Annotated in this window: 15 protein-coding genes and 1 tRNA gene; 3 read left to right on the top strand and 13 right to left on the bottom strand. The window is 41.1% G+C overall.

All coding sequences use genetic code 11. The features are described 5' to 3' along the window. Positions 1–38 precede the first annotated feature (38 nt). Entirely contained in the window at positions 39–1,667 is a 1,629-nt protein-coding gene (locus C4S38_RS14550; protein ID WP_103984302.1) for a glycoside hydrolase family 172 protein, read from the top strand. A 155-nt stretch (positions 1,668–1,822) separates the two neighbouring features. Here C4S38_RS14550 and gdhA read toward each other — a convergent pair whose 3' ends face one another. After that, positions 1,823–3,157: an NADP-specific glutamate dehydrogenase gene (gene gdhA / locus C4S38_RS14545; RefSeq protein WP_103984301.1), complete on the bottom strand. Its 1,335-nt coding sequence runs from the start codon at positions 3,155–3,157 to the stop codon at positions 1,823–1,825. A 386-nt stretch (positions 3,158–3,543) separates the two neighbouring features. On the opposite strand from gdhA, the gene C4S38_RS14535 reads away from it, so the two are divergent. Further along, the gene (locus tag C4S38_RS14535) at positions 3,544–6,495 is read left to right on the top strand and encodes a PEP/pyruvate-binding domain-containing protein (protein ID WP_103984299.1); all 2,952 of its coding nucleotides are present in this window, start codon (positions 3,544–3,546) and stop codon (positions 6,493–6,495) included. A gap of 17 nt (positions 6,496–6,512) precedes the next feature. On the opposite strand, the gene C4S38_RS14530 is transcribed toward C4S38_RS14535, so the two are convergent. The 12 genes from C4S38_RS14530 to C4S38_RS14475 form a co-directional block, all read right to left on the bottom strand. Continuing rightward, a complete protein-coding gene (locus tag C4S38_RS14530; protein WP_103984298.1) occupies positions 6,513–7,247 on the bottom strand; it encodes a nucleotidyltransferase family protein in 735 nt (244 codons plus the stop codon). Next, positions 7,244–8,674 (bottom strand): RapZ C-terminal domain-containing protein, encoded by a 1,431-nt coding sequence (locus C4S38_RS14525; RefSeq protein ID WP_103984297.1) that lies wholly within the window; start codon positions 8,672–8,674, stop codon positions 7,244–7,246. Before C4S38_RS14525 ends, C4S38_RS14530 begins: the two co-directional genes overlap by 4 nt. A 171-nt stretch (positions 8,675–8,845) precedes the next feature. Next, complete coding sequence (locus C4S38_RS14520; protein WP_103984296.1) at positions 8,846–10,180, bottom strand: NADP-specific glutamate dehydrogenase; 1,335 nt, start codon at positions 10,178–10,180, stop codon at positions 8,846–8,848. 163 nt (positions 10,181–10,343) lie between these two features. Further along, positions 10,344–10,526 (bottom strand): hypothetical protein, encoded by a 183-nt coding sequence (locus tag C4S38_RS16145; RefSeq protein WP_103984295.1) that lies wholly within the window; start codon positions 10,524–10,526, stop codon positions 10,344–10,346. 14 nt (positions 10,527–10,540) lie between these two features. Continuing rightward, complete coding sequence (locus tag C4S38_RS14510; RefSeq protein ID WP_103984294.1) at positions 10,541–10,930, bottom strand: putative signal transducing protein; 390 nt, start codon at positions 10,928–10,930, stop codon at positions 10,541–10,543. Positions 10,931–10,966: 36 nt separating this feature from the next. After that, positions 10,967–13,297 carry a TonB-dependent receptor gene (locus tag C4S38_RS14505; RefSeq protein WP_103984293.1) on the bottom strand — a complete coding sequence of 777 codons (2,331 nt, stop codon included), beginning with the start codon at positions 13,295–13,297 and terminating at the stop codon, positions 10,967–10,969. 83 nt (positions 13,298–13,380) lie between these two features. Beyond that, positions 13,381–13,956, bottom strand: a complete 576-nt coding sequence (locus tag C4S38_RS14500; RefSeq protein WP_103984292.1) for a response regulator transcription factor — start codon at positions 13,954–13,956, stop codon at positions 13,381–13,383. A 14-nt stretch (positions 13,957–13,970) separates the two neighbouring features. Continuing rightward, complete coding sequence (locus tag C4S38_RS14495; RefSeq protein WP_200817982.1) at positions 13,971–14,648, bottom strand: helix-turn-helix transcriptional regulator; 678 nt, start codon at positions 14,646–14,648, stop codon at positions 13,971–13,973. Positions 14,649–14,675: 27 nt separating this feature from the next. Continuing rightward, positions 14,676–15,626, bottom strand: coding sequence for a sugar phosphate isomerase/epimerase family protein (locus C4S38_RS14490; protein ID WP_103984290.1), 951 nt, complete (start codon positions 15,624–15,626; stop codon positions 14,676–14,678). Between the two features lie 11 nt (positions 15,627–15,637). Continuing rightward, positions 15,638–17,020 carry a Gfo/Idh/MocA family oxidoreductase gene (locus tag C4S38_RS14485; RefSeq protein ID WP_103984289.1) on the bottom strand — a complete coding sequence of 461 codons (1,383 nt, stop codon included), beginning with the start codon at positions 17,018–17,020 and terminating at the stop codon, positions 15,638–15,640. Between the two features lie 36 nt (positions 17,021–17,056). Further along, positions 17,057–18,643, bottom strand: coding sequence for an SUMF1/EgtB/PvdO family nonheme iron enzyme (locus tag C4S38_RS14480; protein ID WP_103984288.1), 1,587 nt, complete (start codon positions 18,641–18,643; stop codon positions 17,057–17,059). A 216-nt stretch (positions 18,644–18,859) separates the two neighbouring features. Further along, positions 18,860–18,932: transfer RNA gene (locus C4S38_RS14475), tRNA-Trp, on the bottom strand. A 436-nt stretch (positions 18,933–19,368) separates the two neighbouring features. Here C4S38_RS14475 and C4S38_RS14470 point away from each other — a divergent pair. Then, positions 19,369–20,181, top strand: coding sequence for a radical SAM protein (locus C4S38_RS14470; protein WP_103984287.1), 813 nt, complete (start codon positions 19,369–19,371; stop codon positions 20,179–20,181). Positions 20,182–20,218: the final 37 nt, after the last annotated feature.

The following is a 20,218-nucleotide window of genomic DNA, read 5'->3' as shown; positions in this document are numbered from 1 at the left end:
ATGACTAATGTAAATAAAATGAACTTAAATCTGTGTTAATGAAAAAGCTTAAAGAACTAGTTGTGTTGGTTGTCTTGTTTGGGACAACAATTCTCAGTTGCGATTCTCCGCACAAAACAGTTACCATGGAATCTCTTTTGGACGAGATGGTTTCCATGGAAGAATTATCGCTTTATCCTGATCCGTATTATACCTGTAGTCAGGTAAGCAGTTATGACCGGCGTTCCGTATCTCCTTCCGATTCTGGGTGGTTTGCCAATAACGACGGCTTCGGTATAGAACGGACTGATACGATAGAGGGACGAATCGAAAAGGTTATGTTTGACGAAAAAGGTCCTGGAGTAATCACCCGTATCTGGATTACAACGTTGAATAAACGCGGGACTTGGCGCTTTTACTTTGATGGAGCAACAGAGCCCGGATGGATTATCCCGGCCTATGACCTAATGCAAATCAATATCCCAGACGTTGTTCCCGGCCTGGTTCAGGCACATACCAGTTATGAACCCGAAGGAAAGGGTGGAAACACATCCTTTTTGCCAATCCCATATTCCGAAAGTTGTAAGATAACATTTGAAGATGAGCGGGGTGTAGATCCTACTCCTAAATATTACGGTATTAACTACCGAACCTATCCGGCAGGAACGAAGGTGGAAACCTTTTCGGCCGAAGTGTTGCAACGGGTAGCCGATAAGATTGCGGAAGTAAACAAACATCTTCAGAATCCGGTTGCTCAAAAAGGAACTATACTGAAAGAACAGAAACGCTTGTCGGCTTCCGATGCTATCAGTATTGCTCTTCCGCAAGGAGAGAATGCAATTTACGATGTGACTTTTACGATCGGAATAGAAGATACGGCACAGTTTGCCCAACTCATGCGTGAAGTTATCTTCAGTGCCGAGTTTGATGGAAAGCAAACCGTTTGGGTTCCTTTGAGCGACTTTTCAGGTGGCGGCATGGGCGCTCCTGCTGTCGATTGCTGGTATTTATATTCTGATGGAAAAGGAAAGATCGTGAGCCGCTGGCTGATGCCGTATAAAGAAAACGGAACGTTGAAACTACAAAATATCTCTTCCTCAGATGTAGATGCTAAGATGGAAGTAAACATCCTGCCACTGGCTTGGGACAAAGATCGTTCGTTGTACTTCCATGCTTCATGGCGGCAAGACACCGGAATCTATATTCATAATAATCCTGACGAGGCTGCCAAGTGTGCTGACTGGAATTTTGCCACGATTCAAGGCAAGGGCGTATATAAAGGTGACCTGCTCTCTCTATTTAACCATGCGCCCCGCTGGTACGGCGAAGGCGATGAAAAGATATGGGTAGATAACGATACATTCCCTTCTCACTTTGGTACAGGAACGGAAGACTATTACAACAGCTCCTGGGCTCCGGTTTATCCTTTTTATACGCCATTTGGTGGTGCACCTAGGGCTGATCTGACCAGTTCGCATGCCTACAATGCTTTTTTGCGTACCCGCAATCTGGATGGTATACCGTTTAAGGAGAAGTTCTGGTTTGATATAGAGATGCTGGGTTGGGACAGCGGCTATGTAGACTATGCCACTACCATTTACTGGTATGGCGATTATAATGCCCGGGCGCAAAGTACTTCCGGCGAAGAGCAAGCAAAGCGCATTTTACCTTCCCCCGTAACAGAATAAGATACTGTTCTTTTCAGAATCCAAAGCCGCCGTGATCTTCTTTTACGGCGGCTTTCTCTTTTCCTTTTATATAAAGAAAGGTATCGAAAACAAAGCTACCGACAGAGTAACCTTCCCTGCCGATAGCTTTTATAAAAGTGTGTTTATACGATTCTCTATACCACGCCTTGTGCCATCATAGCCTTGGCTACCTTCATGAAGCCTGCAATGTTTGCTCCTTTTACGTAATTGATATATTTTCCGTCTTTACCGTGGGCTACACATTGATTATGGATATCACTCATTATCTGGTGCAAACGTGCGTCTACTTCGGCCGCTGTCCAGGAGATATGCATTGCGTTCTGCGTCATTTCCAAACCCGAAGTGGCAACACCTCCGGCGTTAACCGCCTTGCCGGGAGCAAAGAGTTGTTTATGTTCAATGAACAAATCTACAGCATCGGCAGTACATCCCATGTTGGAAACTTCGGCAACGCAAAGTGTCTTGTTGGCAATTAACTTGCGTGCATCTTCGGCATCCAGTTCATTCTGGGTAGCGCAAGGTAGTGCAATGTCAACTTTCTGTTCCCAGGGCTTTTTACCCGGATAGAATGTAGAACCGGGGAATTGCTCTGCATATGGAGCTACAATGTCATTCCCGGAATTACGAAGTTCGAGCATATATTCGATCTTTTCACCCGAGATGCCTGCAGGGTCGTATATATATCCGTCAGGACCAGATATGGTTACCACTTTACCTCCCAGTTCGGTAGCTTTAGTTGCAGCACCCCATGCCACATTTCCAAAACCGGAAATGGCAATAGTTTTTCCTTTTATATCTATTCCATGTGTTTCTAACATCTGATGAACGAAGTATAAGGCTCCAAAGCCGGTTGCTTCCGGGCGGAGTATAGAGCCTCCGAATTCCATGCCTTTACCTGTAAATGTTCCGGTGTTTTCGCGTGCCAGCTTTTTGTACATGCCGTACATGTAGCCTACCTCGCGTCCGCCTACACCTATATCTCCGGCAGGAACATCGCGGTCGGGTCCCAGGTTGCGCCATAATTCCAAAATGAACGCCTGGCAGAAGCGCATGATTTCTGCGTCACTCTTACCTCTTGGTGCGAAATCTGAACCTCCTTTGCCACCACCCATAGGAAGTGTGGTCAATGCATTCTTAAATGTTTGTTCGAATCCTAAGAATTTAAGGATGGACAAATTTACAGACGGATGAAAACGAATACCTCCTTTATACGGGCCGATGGCGTTGTTGAATTGCACGCGATAACCTAAGTTTACCTGTATTTCGCCCTTATCGTCTACCCAGGGTACACGGAAGGTAAAGATACGGTCGGGTTCAACCAGTCTTTCAATGATTTTAGCCTTTTCAAATTCAGGGTGCTGGTTGTAGACTTCTTCGATGGACAGAAGAACTTCTTTTACTGCTTGTAAATACTCTTTTTCTCCCGGATGCTTTGCTTCCAGTGCCGATAAGATTAATTCAGTCTTCATAGTATATATCTCTTTTAAGATTACATTCTGTATGCAAATGTAAAGAATGCTCCGGAATGACAATGCGTTTTTAATGACTTTTTGATAGTGATTTATATGTTATTGGTGCATGTTTTTGAGTGGATACGGGTAAATGTCGGTTTGTATGGGTTGTGTGCGCTGACATTTTATCAGTAGGATTCTTTTGAAAGAATATGTGGGGCTGATTTGTTTTATCGGGTCAAAACTTTTATTTTCCGTATGGTAACACTATATTCTTGTCCTGATGAAAAAAGACAAAGCATTGTATCTTTTTTTCGTCAGGCATGCTATTCGGGCACAATATTCGGTATGTTTACGGATTTTTCTTTACTTTTGGCTGCATATAATTCTTACAGTATTAAGATATGAGCGGTATACCGGACTTTAAAGATCTTGTGTTTAAAGACACATCTTTTGCTAATCTGATGAATAAGCGTATATATAACGTATTGCTTATTGCTACTAAATATGATGCCTTTATGCTGGAGGATGATGGGCGGGTTGACGAACAAATATTCAATGAATATACTTCGTTGAGTTTACGCTATCCTCCCCGTTTTACTCAGGTAACTACGGAAGCCGAAGCTCTGGCCGAGTTAAGTAATCGTAACTTCGAGTTGATTATCTGTATGCCTAATATGGATAATCGCGATATATTTGCTGCAGCAAAAGAGATAAAAATCCATTATCCTAATATTCCGATCGTAGTTCTTACTCCTTTTTCGAAAGAAGTATCCAAACGCATGGCACAAGAAGACTTGAGAGCGATAGACTATGTGTTTAGCTGGTTGGGTAATTCGGAATTACTTCTTGCAATTATTAAATTGATAGAGGATAAGATGAATGCTCCTGATGATACGGCAGTTGGTGTGCAGATCATCATGTTGGTTGAAGATTCGGTTCGTTTTTATTCGTCTGCGTTGCCTCACTTATATAAGTTTGTATTGGAACAGAGCCAAATGTTTGCCAAAGAAGCTCTGAATGGACACCAACGTACGTTGCGTATGCGTGGCCGTCCTAAAATAAAACTGGCACGTACGTATGAAGAGGCCGTGCGTATATTTAACCAATACCGGGATAATATATTAGGTATCATATCGGATATGAGCTTTATGCACGACGGGGTAAAAGACCCGTATGCCGGTTACAAATTTGGCCAGTATGTAAGAAAAACAGGAATGATTATTCCTTTTGTTCTTGAATCGTCCGAGGCAAGTAATTCTGTGTATGCCAGGGAACTGGGGGCTTCTTTTATCGACAAAAATTCAAAGAGCTATCCGCAGGATTTGAGAAAGAAGATTATGCAGCGCTTCGGTTTTGGCGACTTTGTTATTCTCGATCCCCAAACGAAGGAAGAGATCATGCGTATCACCGACCTGAAAGATTTGCAGCGTAAGGTATTCCAGATACCTGATGATTCATTGGTTTATCATCTTTCGCGTAATCATTTCTCCCGTTTCTTCTATTCAAGGGCTATGTTTCCGCCTGCTGAGGTATTGAAGCATGTAGACGTGAGTGATTATAAAGATATGGACGAAGCTCGCAAGTTGATATTCGACTTGATTGTGCAGTATCGTCGCATGAAGAACTCCGGTGTTGTGGCTATCTATCAGAAAGACCGTTTTGATGAGTATAGTAATTTTGCCCGTATCGGTGACGGTTCGCTGGGAGGAAAGGGTAGAGGACTGGCTTTTATTGGGGCTATGGTGAAGCGTTATCCTAAATTAGAGTATGAAAACTTTTTTGTGACGATTCCGAAAACGGTTGTCATCTGTACCGACATCTTCGACGAGTTTATGGAGACAAACGAATTGTATCCGGTAGCTCTTAGTGATGTTGACGACGAAACAATTTTAAAATATTTCCTTCGTGCCAGCCTGCCTTCACGCCTGATAGAAGACCTGATGGCTTTTTACGACGTGGTAAAAGGACCTATTGCCGTCCGTTCATCCAGCCTGTTAGAAGATTCTCACTATCAACCGTTCGCCGGTATTTATTCTACTTACATGGTTCCGAAGGTAGAAGATCAGTATGAGATGTTGCGTACGTTAAGTGATGCAATAAAGGCTGTTTATGCTTCCGTATTCTATCGTGACAGTAAAGCGTATATGACTGCAACATCCAATCTGATAGATCAGGAGAAGATGGCTATTGTATTGCAAGAGGTTGTTGGCAGCCGGTATAATGACCGCTTCTATCCGACTCTTTCAGGTGTAGCCCGTTCGCTAAACTTCTATCCGATAGGTAATGAGAAGGCCGAGGACGGTATAGCTAACGTGGCGCTAGGCTTGGGAAAATATATTGTAGACGGAGGAATAACGTTGCGTTTTTCTCCGCGCCATCCGCACAATATCTTACAGATGAGTACGATGGATTTTGCATTGCGTGAGACGCAGACTCGTTTTTATGCACTCGACTTAAAGAATCTGGCGGAGAATTTTTCAGTAGACGATGCTTTCAATCTTTTGAAACTGAGCTTGAAAGAAGCCGACGCAGACGGTGCCTTAAAATACATTGTCTCTACATATGATCCGTACGATCAGATTATCCGTGACGGATATTATCCGGGAGGCCGTAAGATCGTATCATTTGTGAATATACTTCAGCATGATGTATTTCCCCTGGCTGAAACGCTTGATAAGTTGTTGCATATCGGACAAGATGAAATGGGTCGCCCTATAGAGATTGAATTTGCCGTTAATATTGATCCGAACGATAGTAGCAGGGCTACTTTCTACCTGTTACAGGTTCGTCCTATTGTGGATAATAAGGAAATTATGGATGAGGATCTTACGGTTGTAAACAATGGAGATACGATTTTGTCGTCTACAAGTGTTTTGGGACATGGCATTGTGAATGATGTACAAGATATAATTTATGTGAAGACAGGAGCATTTAATTCGTCGAATAATCAGTTAATTGCTTATGAAATAGAAAAAATGAACCGTCAGTTCGCAGAACAGGAAAAGAATTATGTCCTGGTTGGACCGGGGCGTTGGGGCAGTAGTGATTCATGGTTGGGAATTCCGGTAAAGTGGCCTCATATCAGTAATGCCCGTGTCATTGTAGAATGCGGGCTTGAAAATTACCGGATCGATCCGAGTCAGGGAACCCATTTCTTCCAGAACCTGACTTCATTTGGTGTTGGTTATTTTACAATCAATCCATTCAAAGGTGACGGATGGTTTGACGAAGACTTCCTCAATGCTCAACCGGCGGTTGAGGAGACTGAGTACCTTCGCCATGTATGCTTTGATAATCCTATAGTCATAAAGATGGATGGAAAGAAAAGTCTGGGAGTAGTGATGAAACCGTAAGGATCTTGGAAACCGGCTTATTTGCCGGTTATCCATTTTTCTGCTTTTTCCAGAGTATCCGGCTTACCTACATCTAACAGACGAAGATTTTCCATTTCATATGCGTGGATGTTTGTTTTGGCACAGATTGACAGATAAAAGTTGATGATTGAAAACTTGCCTGTCCATTCTTCCATCCATTCAAATATCTGGGGAGACACAACATGAACACCACTGAATGCATATTCATTATACTGCCTCGGGTCAAAGTCAGGATAATAAGATTTTACTTCTCCCGTATCATGATTACGCCATCCGCAAAGCTTGTTTTCCTTATTAAAAAGAAGATATCGGGAAGTATTTCTTTTGCTTACCAATAATGTTGCTAAAGGATTAGTTTCTAGGTGTTTGTTGTATAAATGGCGTAAATCGACATTAGATAATATATCTACATTATGGATTAAGAACGGTTCGTTTCCTTGCAAGAAGCGGGCGGCTTTTTTTATTCCTCCGCCAGTATCGAGCAGATAATCGCGTTCATCGGATATATTTATCCGGATGCCAAAGTTATTGTTGGCTTCCAGAAAGTCCAGTATCTGTTGTCCGTGATGGTGGATATTAATAACGATTTGATGAAACCCGGCATCTTTTAGCTTCAGTATCACATGTTCCAACATAGGCTTTCCTCCGATGGGGAGTAGAGCTTTTGGGGTAGTATCTGTCAATGGTTTGAGCCTTGTACCCAAACCGGCAGCAAAAATCATTGCTTTCATATTGTTGCGTCAAAGATTTGTTCAATATTCTGTTCTCTGTGTGTAAGATGTATTTTTACTCCGAATTTGGAACTGAGATGTTCGGCCAAATGTTGTGCTGAATATACTGAGCGGTGTTGTCCTCCGGTACATCCGAAACATACCATCAGGTTGGTGAATCCCCGGTCTAAGTAGCGTTTTACGGAAGCGTCCACCATTGTATATGCGTGTTCAAGAAATTCAGTAATTTCTCCATCGTTTTCCAGAAAGTTGATTACTGGCTCGTCCAATCCTGTAAAATGGTTGTAACGTTCATATTTTCCAGGGTTATTAATGGCGCGGCAATCAAATACAAAACCTCCACCATTGCCGGTTGGATCATTCGGTATTCCTTTTTTATAGGCAAAACTTACAATTTTTACTTCAAGTGTGCGTTTCTGCAAATCATCGGAGAACTGTTTCAAGTTGGTTAGTTCTCTTAATACGGAGCTGAGGTATGGATATTCGGGATAATCTTCGCGTAACAGTTGACGCAGGTTATCGATAGCAAACGGTACACTCTGGATGAAATGAGGTTTCTTTTCAAAATAACCTCTAAAACCGTATGCTCCCAGTACTTGTAGTGTACGGAAAAGGACAAAATGCCGTAGCTGACTGAAGAAGTACTTTTCGTCTACGGGAATGTATTTGCGTAAAGCTTGTATGTAATCGTTCAGCAGTTCATTTCTCAGGTCTTCCGGAAATTTGGCTTTTGCCTGCCATAGGAAAGAAGCTACGTCATAATAAACGGGCCCTTTGCGTCCACCTTGGAAGTCGATAAACCAGGGTTCTCCCTCTTTTATCATAACATTACGAGACTGAAAATCCCGGTACATAAAGGTTGCAGAAGAACTTCGAAGTAATACGTCACTCATTTTTAAGAAATCGTCTTCCAGCCGGTCTTCCTGAAATTCCATTCCGGTAGCTTTCAGAAAACAATATTTGAAATAATTCAGATCCCAAAGAATGGAACGCTTGTTGAATTCCGGTTGAGGGTAACATTTTGAGAAGTCGAATCCTTCAGCTCCTGCAAATTGAATGGAGGGTAATATCGTAATTGTTTTTCTTAATAAACTACGTTCACATTCGTCGAATACACTGCTTTTTCTCCCTTTTTCAATGGCATTGAACAATAAAGTGTCTCCTAAATCTTCTTGAAGATAATAGGTTTTGTTTTCTGACCAGCAGCATACATCAGGAACAGGCAATCCTTTTTTTCGGAAATGATCGGCCATGTATATGAACGAACTATTTTCTTCTTGTGATGTTCCGCTTACTCCAATTAGAGTTTTAATTCCTGTTAGTCTGAAATATCGGCGGTTAGAACCGGAAGAAGGTAATTCTGTAATCTCATTTGCTTCATGTCCGGTATAAGTGTAGTAGAGTCTTTTTAGTGCTTCTGTTACCATATCTCTTAAATTATGGCACTAAGGTACTATTTAATTGAGAACTGGGAATTGAAAATCGGAAATTTCTATTTGCGTGGGACTTCAAACCTGCTTTTTCTAACTCGAACAAGAAAGGGACTGACTAACTTTTATCGTTAGCCAGTCCCCTATATAATCATTAATCTTTTGATATTACAGGATTCCTTGTGCCATCATAGCTTTGGCAACTTTCATGAATCCTCCTACGTTTGCACCCTTTACATAGTTTGTGTAACCATCTTGTTGAGTGCCATATCTTACGCATTGTTCGTGGATGTCGTGCATAATCTGTTTTAGCTTAGCATCTACTTCTTCGCTTGTCCAACTCAGTTTCATGGCATTCTGTGTCATTTCCAAACCTGATACAGATACACCACCAGCATTAGCTGCTTTACCCGGAGCATACAGAATCTTAGCTTCCAGGAAGGCATCGATTGCTTCCGGGGTAGAAGGCATGTTTGCTCCTTCCGATACAGCAAAACAACCATTGGCTAAGAGAGCTTTTGCATCATCGCCATTTAATTCGTTCTGAGTTGCACTTGGCATAGCAATATCGCATTTTTCATTCCAAGGGCGACCTCCCTGTACATATTTACATCCGTATTTTTCGGCGTATTCACGTATACGGCCGCGATACAGGTTCTTTAATTCCATGATATAATCCAGTTTTTCACGGTCTATACCATCCGGGTCGTATATATAACCGTCAGAATCGGACATGGTAACGGGTTTTGCACCTAACTCGATCAATTTTTCTACCGTGTATTGAGCAACATTACCTGAACCAGACACAGTAACGACCTTACCTTTGATATCAATGTTTTTAGTTTTCAACATTTCCAGTAAGAAGTAAACATTTCCATAGCCGGTTGCTTCCGGACGAATCAGTGAACCACCGAATTCACGTCCTTTACCTGTGAATGTTCCGGTATTTTCGTGGGCCAGTTTCTTATACATACCATACATGTAAGCAACTTCGCGTCCGCCTACGCCAATATCACCGGCAGGTACGTCTGTGTCCGGACCAATATGGCGCCATAATTCTAAAACGAATGCCTGGCAGAAACGCATGATTTCAGCATTTGATTTGCCTCTCGGGCTGAAATCCGAACCACCTTTACCTCCACCCATAGGAAGTGTAGTAAGTGAGTTCTTGAATGTTTGTTCGAAAGCTAGGAACTTAAGAATAGACTGGTTAACAGAAGCGTGGAAGCGAATACCTCCTTTATATGGGCCGATAGCGTTATTATGCTGGATACGGTAACCCATATTTGTCTGAATTTGTCCCTTGTCATCCATCCATGTTACACGGAATGAGAAGATACGATCAGGAATGCAAAGACGTTCAATCAAATTGCTTTTCTCAAATTCAGGATGTTCGTTATAAGCTTCTTCGATTGTTCCTAATACTTCTGAAACTGCTTGATGATATTCCGGTTCATTCGGAAATCTTCTTTTCAGGTTGTCTAAAACTTCACTTGCCTTCATAAGACTGATTTTTATTTTGAATGTTATACCAATGTTATCCCATCATTGTTGTATTTACAACGACGCAAAGGTAAGTCAAATTTTGATACTGGCAAATATTTGAAAGAAAAAATACTAAAAAAATATCATTTAGATATTTTGGAGGCGTAAAACTGACTAAATGTTATTCGTTTCTGCGCTTTACGTTTTTATAGATAGGAACAAATACTATGATAGCGGATGCTACTAATGTGAATATGATATCAAAGTTTATTGTTTTGCTGTATGCAAGTAATATATAACATAAAACTCCCCATAAGAGTGTTATGCATACAATCTGACTATTTGTGATCTTTCTGCGAGCCATTGCGTACATTTTGTTTAGTTGGAAGATGCCAGAGAACCAAAGTAGATAACAAGCGCGAGGAATATGGCAACTATTACAAATAAAATAATGATTTGTTTTTCGAGTGAATATTTACACAGGAATGGTATATGTTGTGCTAAACCCGCCACTTGTTCAATCGGTTCATCCTCATTTGTTTCTTCTTGGGACACATATCCTCCTTCCTCCATAATTTCTAGAGCACGAGGTAAATCCTTCTCCAGGATTTCCAGTCTGGCGCCACCTATATCTATATAGCCAGCCATAACCTGGCTACTGATTTCATTTCGTAGATAACATTCGATGCCCTCAGCCCGGAGAAGAGATATTAATGTTTGTGCTTCTGCAGGATATGTGAACCTTGCTATTTCCACCATTTTATCCATAACTGTGTCGTTTTGTACAAAGATAGCCGTTTTTCGCTAGAATGCAATAGCTATTTCTGCTCCGATCTGGAATGGTTTACCTTTCTGGACAAACGGACGATCTAATGATTCAAAATAGAATGCGGCATAATCTGTATTTGTAATATTACGGCTCCACAGATTTACATTGACGATTCCTTTACGAACACCAGCTTTAGCATTAAGGGTTCCATAGAAGTTTTGTGTGATATCATTATATTCGGTCCAAAATATTTTACCTGTCCCGCAGAATTGAGCAGAAACAGTAAACTGGTCCAACCAACAGTTTTGTATCAGTTTTGTATATTGGACTCCGATATTTAATGTGTGCCTCGGAGTGTATGGAATGAAATTTCCTTTACAGTCAGTAGAAATAATTTCTGAATTTGCTTTCTTTTCACTGATATAATTGCGGAATGTAGCACGTGTAAAACCATAATTTACATCGGCCGTCAGATTGCCGGTCAGACGGGCACGTAATGATATTTCCGTACCGACGCTCCGTGCTTTTCCTGCGTTTGTCAGAATACGTCCGTTTCCGCTATCAACGAACTTGGTCAGTTGAAGGTCGCGTATATCCATATAGAATAATGTGAATTCGGCACTCAGGCGTCCGTTAATCAATTCGCTGCGGATTCCAGCTTCGTAGTTCCAACTATATTCCGGTTTGTAAGCCGATACTTCATCCAGTGGCAATGGTTCTTTTATAGGAAAAGGCAACATGCTTTCAACAGCTTTCATCATGTCGTATTGCATCTGGCTCTTCATTACATCGGCAGACATTTGCACATTGTATCCTCCTGTTTTATATCCTTTGGCAACCGATAGATAAGTGAATGTAGTAGGAGTGCATTCATATTTAAGGGATACTTTGGGCAATACCTGCCAGAAGTCTTGTGATATGCTTTCGTCTATTTTTGATGTTGGATATGGAAAGAATTTATCTAGTTCCATAGCCGGACTTCCGTTAAAACTGACTCCCATCTTCATCCTGGCTTCCGAGTTGTATGTCATTTTTTGCTTTTCATAATCCAGACGTATGCCTGCCGTAATGGACAAACCTTTTACAAACAGATTATTGTAAGTAGACTGGTGGAATAAAGCTACCCCGTAAGAAGGCGTGTCGAATGATCCGGGAATAAGCAGGTTTTCATCCATTACAACAAGTTGGGGCATTTTGGGGTTTTGTTCTTTCAAATCGTCAAATGTTTTCTGTAAGATATTTTTGATGCCGTCTTCCTTGAAGTTTACAGGCCCTTCCGTATGCAATGCATCATAAAAGCCATATAGACCGAAAGACCATTGGTAGTCTTTTTTTGTATTGCTCTTAAAGGCTATTTCCTGACTAACGGCATTTTGTTTTTGTTTCTGATTCAGGGTAAACATGGATAAGGTGTCGAAGTCCTGATCCATTTTCATGTCATCTTTGAAGTACTGATATCCTGTAGTACTGCTAAATACGAATTTGTCGGTTTTATATTCCAAGGAAAGATTGTTATTGACCATTGTCCGTTTATATGAACTGGGATCATTAAAACGTACGGGTTCAATTTTTCCTGTTTCTTTATTGTAAAGTCCGTAGGCAAAAGCGCCCTGATTGGTATAGTCAGCGGATAAGGAGTAAACTATGCGGAAGTTGGGGGTGAAACGGCCTTCCAATTTGATGCGACCACCTGCCACGTCTCCTTTGTCTACACGCTTCCCTGTGTATTCGTTTGTATAGAATCCATCGTTATGGTCGTAGTAAACACCGGCTGTAAATCCTATTGTGTTACTTAATTTTCCATAGTGAGATGCTTTGATTGTATATTGTCCGTAGCTTCCGGCAGCAACAGATAGTTTCTTTCCCTGAAAATCAAAAGGAGAGATGGTATACACATTTATAATGCCTCCCATAGCATTTCTGCCATATAATGTGCCCTGAGGACCACGTAATACTTCGATACGCTGTATATCTGTCAGGTCAAAATCGAATGTACTTTTATCCAGATATGGGACGTTATCTACATAAAGGCCTACGGATTGTCCGCTACTTCGGGCTCCAATTCCACGAATATATATAGCAGAAGTTAGCTTTGCCCCGTAGTCGGGCATATAAAGATTTGGAACGAATGAACTGATATCTTTTAGTACTTCGATTTGTCTTCCTGCAATTTGTTGAGGAGACAGAATGGAGACAGAACCGGGTAGTGTGCGTAGATTGTTTGTTTCTTTGGTGGATGAAGTAATCACTACGTCATTTAAGTTGTATGTTTTGATAGTGTCGTTGTTGTGTACTTCTTCGGCTGTAACTGTTTGTACAGCCAATAAAGTAAGAACCGCCAGTGCAGACAGGTAGTGTTGTTTCATGCAAATTCCTTTTGTTAGTAATTATTTTGTTTGCAAAGAAAATGGAAAAGAGTGGGATGGGCAATCACTAGATGTAGTGATTTTTAAAATTCTTCTCCGGATACGATTCCATTCATGATAGCATAGAAAGTAAGGCCGGAAACTGTTTTAATGCCAAGTTTTGCAGTGATATTTTTACGGTGGGTGAGTACTGTGTTAAGGCTGATGTTTAATTTATCGGCAATCTCTTTGTTTGTAATACCGTAGGCAATGAGTTGAAGTACATCTGTTTCGCGGGAAGATAATTCTTTGTTGTTGTCGCCGGAAGAAGTATTGGGGGTGTCGGTTACCAGGTATTGTTGTAATTGTTCGATGATTGTTTCTTGTGAAGCTTTTGTCATGAGGTGGTTTAAAGACTGTTGACAGCGCATTTCTTCTATTCCGTCTGTTAAGATGATTGTTTTGCTTCTGCGGGGAAGAAAGAAATCGGTGTTGAATGTAAAGGTTTCAGGTTGTACAAAATAGTAATCAAATAAATCGTTCCCCCCTGCACAGAAAACGTCAAAGGAAGGGAAGAGGTTCACTTCCACTGGAGGAAAGTATTCGTTCAGCAAGCTGTAGAGTCCCAGACTTTGCAATGTGTCGGGCAAAATAATTGCTATTTGTTTGTTTCTGTGCATTTTGAAACAAAGCGTTAAATACAGAGTTTCTCCATCGCCGAAACCATTGGCATGAGGATGCGATAGCGTATCCGGTTGTGTTGTTTTATGTCTTTTTCCAGACTACTGACAGCAAAAATTACAGCATAACATAGGTTCTCATCATATTCGCCGGATAAGTGCTTGATCATAATGCTTTTCAAGTCTGCCAGCAATTCTTCGATGGTATCTTCTTCCGGTTGGCTGGAATTTAATAGTAGCTCTTCCTTTGGTCCGGAATGGAGTTTTTCGCTTAATGAAAGACAATAGGGGAACCATACTTGTTCATCTTTTCTGATTCGTGTAGTCAGTTCTTCCTTAAATGAGGAGAAAAACTTACCAATAAGGTTAAGAGTATTGTTACCCGGTGTACTCATGGAGATGAATGAACCGAGATGGCGTTCTATATTGGGTAGTTGGTAACGTTGGTAATATTGATTGGTTTTTGTCAGATAGTCAATAATCTGTGAAGTATGGAAGGTCCGAAGTTTCTTTTCCGGAAAATACTCTTCATTGAGAAAGGTGTTAATGACAGTCAGAAAGAAGTCCGTATCCAGAGTATACTCATTACAAATAGCGCTCACGGACCTGTCCCCCAATCCGAGACGGATCTCGAAACGGTTGATAACAGGAATAAGTGAGGGATGCTCTTGCACCACCTCACTTAATTGCATATTAGGATAAACTAATGCCATATTGTATTAAGCCTGTTCCCATTGTTCGCGTAGCAGTTTTACTGCGGCAGGTACTACCGTTTCACGTTTGCCCTGGCAGCCACATTCAAAACTTACATATTTATCATAGCCAATCATTTTTAAGCCTTTGAAGCCGTTTATATAATTGTCGGCATCCCCATCTTCGCCCGGCATACTACGACGTTTACGGCTGGCCACATGTACATGTTGCAGATAATCTCCTGCACTAATAAAAGCTCCCATGTCCGATGGTTCTTCCCATGTCATGTGCCAGAAGTCGCCCATACAGCGTACACCCGGATTGTTGATGTCGCGACAAATAGATGCCGCATCAGCTACCTGACGGAGATAGAAACATTCTTTGCGGTTTAAAGGTTCAAATATGACCGTTGTTCCGTTTTGAGCGGCAAATGTTCCCATTTCATTAAATTGTTCGCAAAGGAAGTCGCGTGTCTCCATAGTGTGGGGCAACACGGGAACTTGCCCATTAAATGCTGGTACGATGATTACACCTGTCGAACCTAATTCGCCGGCAGCAGTAATAATTTCTTTCATTGTGTCCATGCATTGCTTGCGGATGGCTGGATCAGTAGAAAGGATAAAACCGTCAAAACCGGCACAAATTGCACTGACCTTGATATTGCGTCCGTTCAAAGCGTCTTTGATCTCTTTTACGCGTTCGCCGAGGCCTCTGCCACCGGGTTCGAAACCAACGACCCCTAGTTTCTCCATGTAGTCTAGCTTCTCATTCAAGCTTTCGCCGGGAGCCGTACCCTCCTGGAAAGATATTTTTAGCTCTGCTTTTTTATCATTTAGGCTACATGCCTTTTTTTCACCTGCCAGTGTCGCTGTTTGCTGGCCGGACTTTGATGAACAAGCTGCAATCGTTGTACTACCCACTGCAAGAGCTGCGCCTGATAGGGTAGTCCTTAAAAAGTTTCTTCTGCTGAATGTCATATACTTATCGTTTATTTTTTATCCTGAGGTTTGCCTGGAACAGGAACAGTAAAGCCACTCATATCCATTTTGCCGAGGTTCAAATCTTTCGGGGTATAATCGAGAGCCGAGGCTGTCATCGTTTCCCAGGTTATAGCTTCACCACTGTAGGCCGATTCGCGTCCCATAATGGCTGCCATGTTGGATATGGCTGTTTCCGAAGCTTGTTCGATAAGTTTGCCGGCACGAATCGTATTTATCCAGTTTACATGTTCCAGGGTATAAGGATCACATTGTTTGAAGTTAGCTTTTTCGGCTTCACTATCATATTTCCAGATTACATTACCAGCCAAATCTTTGATCTCCATTGTGCTGCTGTCCCATGAACCGCGTGTACCTTGAATAAATTCGCTTACGTTGTTAGCACAACCATCTATCTGGCGTGACATACTGTGTAGATGGATGCCATTCTCCATGGTAAAGTCGATACTGAAATTGTCATATTGATCGCCTGTAACACGACGTTGACGTGAACCAAAACCTACAGCTTTTACCGGTTTTAGTCCGCTGAACCAAGTAAATACATCTATATTATGTACATGCTGTTCTACAATATGATCGCCCGATAGCCATTTCCAGTTTACCCAATCTTTGATCATATATTCGCAGTCGTTCCAGCCTGGTTGACGATCGCGATACCAGAGCATATTCTGATTCCAGTAAACAGTTCCACCCGTGATTTCGCCGATCAGACCTTCCATGATCTTTTTGTAGGATTCTACGTAGCTGCGTTGGTGGTGACGTTGTGTTCCGGTTACAACGCAAAGGTTCTTGGCTGCTGCTTGTTTAGCCGTAGCCATGATGGTACGATAACCTACAGGGTCTACACATATAGGTTTTTCCAGGAAAGCATGCTTACCTTTTTCAACTGCATATTGGAAATGCACCGGACGGAAAACAGGAGGAGTGGCTATGATCACTACATCCACGCCGCTATCTATTACTTGCTTGTATGCGTCTAATCCAACAAAACGTTTGTCTGCAGGTATGTCGATGCCTTTTTCGTCTTTCAGTTTCTTTGCCAGATTGTCTACTTTTTCCTGGAAAGTATCGCCTAATGCTACGACTGTTACTCCGTTAGCTGCGTTTAGGAAGTTAAATGTTGCACCTGATCCGCGGCCTCCGCAACCGATAATACCGGCTTTCAACTCTTTTCCGTCAGCTGCCATGTCTGGTAATTCGGGAATATAATAGGTTCCTGCCTCTTTCAGAGGTTTCGGTGCATTGGTTTTTTCGCCACCACAAGAGGTTAAAATAACACTTGCTGCACTGCCTGTTCCTACGGCTCCTAGTGCACTTGCAAGTGCAGAGCTTTTAAGGAATGATCTTCTACTGATACTGTTTTCTTTTTTCATGATTTTCTATAAAGTCTTTTAAGATTGATTTTTCTTTTATTTAGCACCTAAAGAGGCGTCCGGTTCACAAACTACGCGGAAACCAATACCACGAATGTCAGAATACCACCAGATACTCTTAGGCTGTTGTGGGTCTGTTTTCAACCAGGCATCGTGTTTTGTATGATCGCGGGCTGCACAACGTACGTCTGCAGCATCAGAGGTATAGTTGCCACCACGTACCACCCATTCTGTACCTTCCGTAACGAGCGGATTTTTTTCATTTACACTGCTCTTACTATATGCTTCCGGATTATATTTATCGGCACAATATTCCATTACATTTCCCAACATATTTTTCAGGCCGAATGCATTCGGTAATACTAAAGCAGGTTCCTGCGTCTTATTACGGCTGTTTTTGCTGTAAATCACGTATGAACTTATACTATCTGTTTTTGCGTCAAAGAACTTACGCCAAAAACCCTGATCGGAGAAATCTTTTGGATTACCTGCAAAGAAATAAGGAGTTTCTGTTCCTCCACGGGCTGCATATTCCCATTCAGCCTCAGTAGGTAGGCGATATTTTTTTCCAGTCTTTTTAGATAGCCATTGGCAGAATGTTTCTGCAGCATAATGGGTCATGGTGATAGCCGGACGGTCGCCTCCTCCCCAACCTTGATCCGGGAAACCGAAAGGAGGAGTAGGTCCGGATATTGCATCTACATTCGGATTACTATTATTAGCATATATTTTTTCGGGTGGTGTACGTCCTTCACTCATGGTATTGCCATAAAATGCCCAGTACTGATCCCAGGTTACTTCCACTTCCGCCATAAAGAACGGGCTTAGCGTTATATTACGAACCGGAGCTTCGTCGGCTTTGTGGAACGGTTCTTTCTCAGTGCTTCCCATTTCAAATGTACCGCCTGGGATCGCGATCATTTTGAATGAAACGGCGGTACCCGGAATTTGTTCGGTATAGTTACTGAATGAGGTCAGTCTGACTGTATCAGTGAAAAACTTGCTTGAATCGCTTGCTGAAACCTTGTCAGCTCCCGGTATGCCTGTCAGTTTGGAGTGAACATAGTTCGGATTATAGTGTCCTGCATCCAGGTGACAACTGATACATTGCAGGTTCAGCTTCTTTTCATTTTCATCATAATAAAGATGGGCAGTTACTCCATCGTTAGAAATACCTTCAGGGAAAAGATTTTGATGGCATTCTTTACATGATTCGTTCGGAATGTATTTTACTGCATGTTCAAGTTCTGATTTGCTGTCCCAATTAAAATCAGCACTATCTTTAGTCAGGTAAGACCATACATCTGTCAGTCCTAATTTTGCTTTGGCTGAGTAATGAGCCCACGTGTTGTTCTGTGGCGGAAGATGGCATGCAACACAATGTGTTTTGACTCCACTTCTGTTATTTACGTGTTTCGATAATTTCCAGCTAGTTTCTACATGCGGATGAACATGGCATATCATACATGATTCGTCTGTAGAGAAGTATACTGAAGTTTTATAGGCAGCAATCATTATTCCTGCTCCAAAAAGTATTCCCAACAGTAAGATAAAGCTTTTTCCTTTGAAAAAACTTCTCTTTTTGTCGGAAGAGTAGCGTTTCGCAAATCTATTGTCCGTCATTTGTTTTTATGGTATTCTTAAATTGTAAGTCTTAAATTAGATTTAAAATCGGCAATAAAAGTAGCATATTCATTTATAAAAATGAAAGGGTATGGCTTCTATTTAACGAATTATATCTCGAAATTAGATTTTTTTTATATCGGAAATAAAGGTGCAACATGACAGATACTTTGTAAAACAAAAAACGATAGTAAATTTTTTACTATCGTTAATTTGCACGGAAGGAGAGGCTCGAACTCCCGACACCTGGTTTTGGAGACCAGTGCTCTACCAACTGAGCTACTTCCGTATCGTTGCGGGTGCAAAAGTAGTTTAATATTTTTAATATGCAAGGGGTGTCGTATGTTTTAGGGTAATTTTTATCGGATGAATACCATTTGGCTTTAAATATATCTTATAATTTTCTGTATTTTGTGTTTTGTAATTATTTAATCTATGACATGGAAACGTATTTAGCCTTGAGCTTGTATTTTGAGGGCTTTATGGTGAAAATCAAGTAGACTTATAATCATTAGTTTCTTATCAGGTATTTGTCTGCTTTTTTAACTAATATTAGTGGTGAATTCTGCCATTTAATGGATAAATTGTTGTTAATATTGAATTAAAATTATAATATTTACACACTATGCTCTAGTTATCTAAAGATACATATCTGATTGAGATTTTTATCATAAGGTTAGCCAATGCATATATCTGATTTTATAAATTAATTTATCAATTATCTTATGTCTGATTATCAAAATAAATTAGAAACCATCAGAACCTCTGGGTTTAGGTTCGAAATACATTTGACAGAACATTGTAATTTGAATTGTAAGGGTTGTTCTCATTTTTCGCCTTTGGCTGATGAAGAGTTTTTAGAAATTGGAGCGTTTGAAAAAGATATGGCGAGAATGGCGCAACTATTTGATAGGAATGATATCCAGATGATAACCCTATTGGGTGGAGAACCTCTGTTACATCCGCAAGTGAATGATTTTATGAGAATCGTTGTGAAATATTTTCCCTATATGCCTTTACAACTGGTCACTAATGGATTGCTATTGCTTAATAAGTCTAAATCATTCTGGGAAACGTGTCGGGTAACAGGTACGTTCATCCGTGTTAGTCATTATCCTATTTCATTGGATTTTTCAGCATTCAAAGAAAAAGCAATGATAGAAGGTGTAGACCTTTTTATCGAGCCGGAAGAAGCTCCTAAAAATTTCCATAAAGATGTTTATGATCTGTCAGGCTTGGCCGATGATCAATTGTCCCACGCGGCCTGCGAAATTTTTGGTTCTTGCTGTCAATTAAATAATGGAAAGTTCTTCCCCTGTAATAATGCAGCCAATTTCCATCATTTAAACCGCTTTTTTAATCTGGGAATTTCAGAGTCCGCTGAAAATTATATCGATATTTACAAAGCACAGTCAAAAGACGAATTTATTAAGTTGATAACATCTCCGATACCCTGCTGCAAATATTGCAATATGAATGCACAGGAATTGGAAATAAAGTGGGGTCGCTCAAAGCGAAGTTTGGACGAATGGACTTAACTAGGCAGTAGCTCTATTATATACGGGCAAAAACAAA

This window comes from Parabacteroides chinchillae (assembly GCF_900108035.1).
Taxonomy (GTDB): domain Bacteria; phylum Bacteroidota; class Bacteroidia; order Bacteroidales; family Tannerellaceae; genus Parabacteroides; species Parabacteroides chinchillae.
This window is presented reverse-complemented; position numbering and strand designations above follow the sequence as displayed.

Coding starts and splice junctions, on each gene's coding strand:
- C4S38_RS14530 (WP_103984298.1), bottom strand. CDS start 7,247: ATGAAAGCAATGATTTTTGCTGCCGGTTTGGGTACAAGGCTCAAACCA.
- C4S38_RS14485 (WP_103984289.1), bottom strand. CDS start 17,020: ATGAAAAAAGAAAACAGTATCAGTAGAAGATCATTCCTTAAAAGCTCT.
- C4S38_RS14520 (WP_103984296.1), bottom strand. CDS start 10,180: ATGAAGGCAAGTGAAGTTTTAGACAACCTGAAAAGAAGATTTCCGAAT.
- C4S38_RS14500 (WP_103984292.1), bottom strand. CDS start 13,956: ATGCACAGAAACAAACAAATAGCAATTATTTTGCCCGACACATTGCAA.
- C4S38_RS16145 (WP_103984295.1), bottom strand. CDS start 10,526: ATGGCTCGCAGAAAGATCACAAATAGTCAGATTGTATGCATAACACTC.
- C4S38_RS14470 (WP_103984287.1), top strand. CDS start 19,369: ATGTCTGATTATCAAAATAAATTAGAAACCATCAGAACCTCTGGGTTT.
- C4S38_RS14495 (WP_200817982.1), bottom strand. CDS start 14,648: ATGCAATTAAGTGAGGTGGTGCAAGAGCATCCCTCACTTATTCCTGTT.
- C4S38_RS14550 (WP_103984302.1), top strand. CDS start 39: ATGAAAAAGCTTAAAGAACTAGTTGTGTTGGTTGTCTTGTTTGGGACA.
- C4S38_RS14490 (WP_103984290.1), bottom strand. CDS start 15,626: ATGACATTCAGCAGAAGAAACTTTTTAAGGACTACCCTATCAGGCGCA.
- C4S38_RS14525 (WP_103984297.1), bottom strand. CDS start 8,674: ATGGTAACAGAAGCACTAAAAAGACTCTACTACACTTATACCGGACAT.
- gdhA (WP_103984301.1), bottom strand. CDS start 3,157: ATGAAGACTGAATTAATCTTATCGGCACTGGAAGCAAAGCATCCGGGA.
- C4S38_RS14510 (WP_103984294.1), bottom strand. CDS start 10,930: ATGGATAAAATGGTGGAAATAGCAAGGTTCACATATCCTGCAGAAGCA.
- C4S38_RS14535 (WP_103984299.1), top strand. CDS start 3,544: ATGAGCGGTATACCGGACTTTAAAGATCTTGTGTTTAAAGACACATCT.
- C4S38_RS14505 (WP_103984293.1), bottom strand. CDS start 13,297: ATGAAACAACACTACCTGTCTGCACTGGCGGTTCTTACTTTATTGGCT.
- C4S38_RS14480 (WP_103984288.1), bottom strand. CDS start 18,643: ATGACGGACAATAGATTTGCGAAACGCTACTCTTCCGACAAAAAGAGA.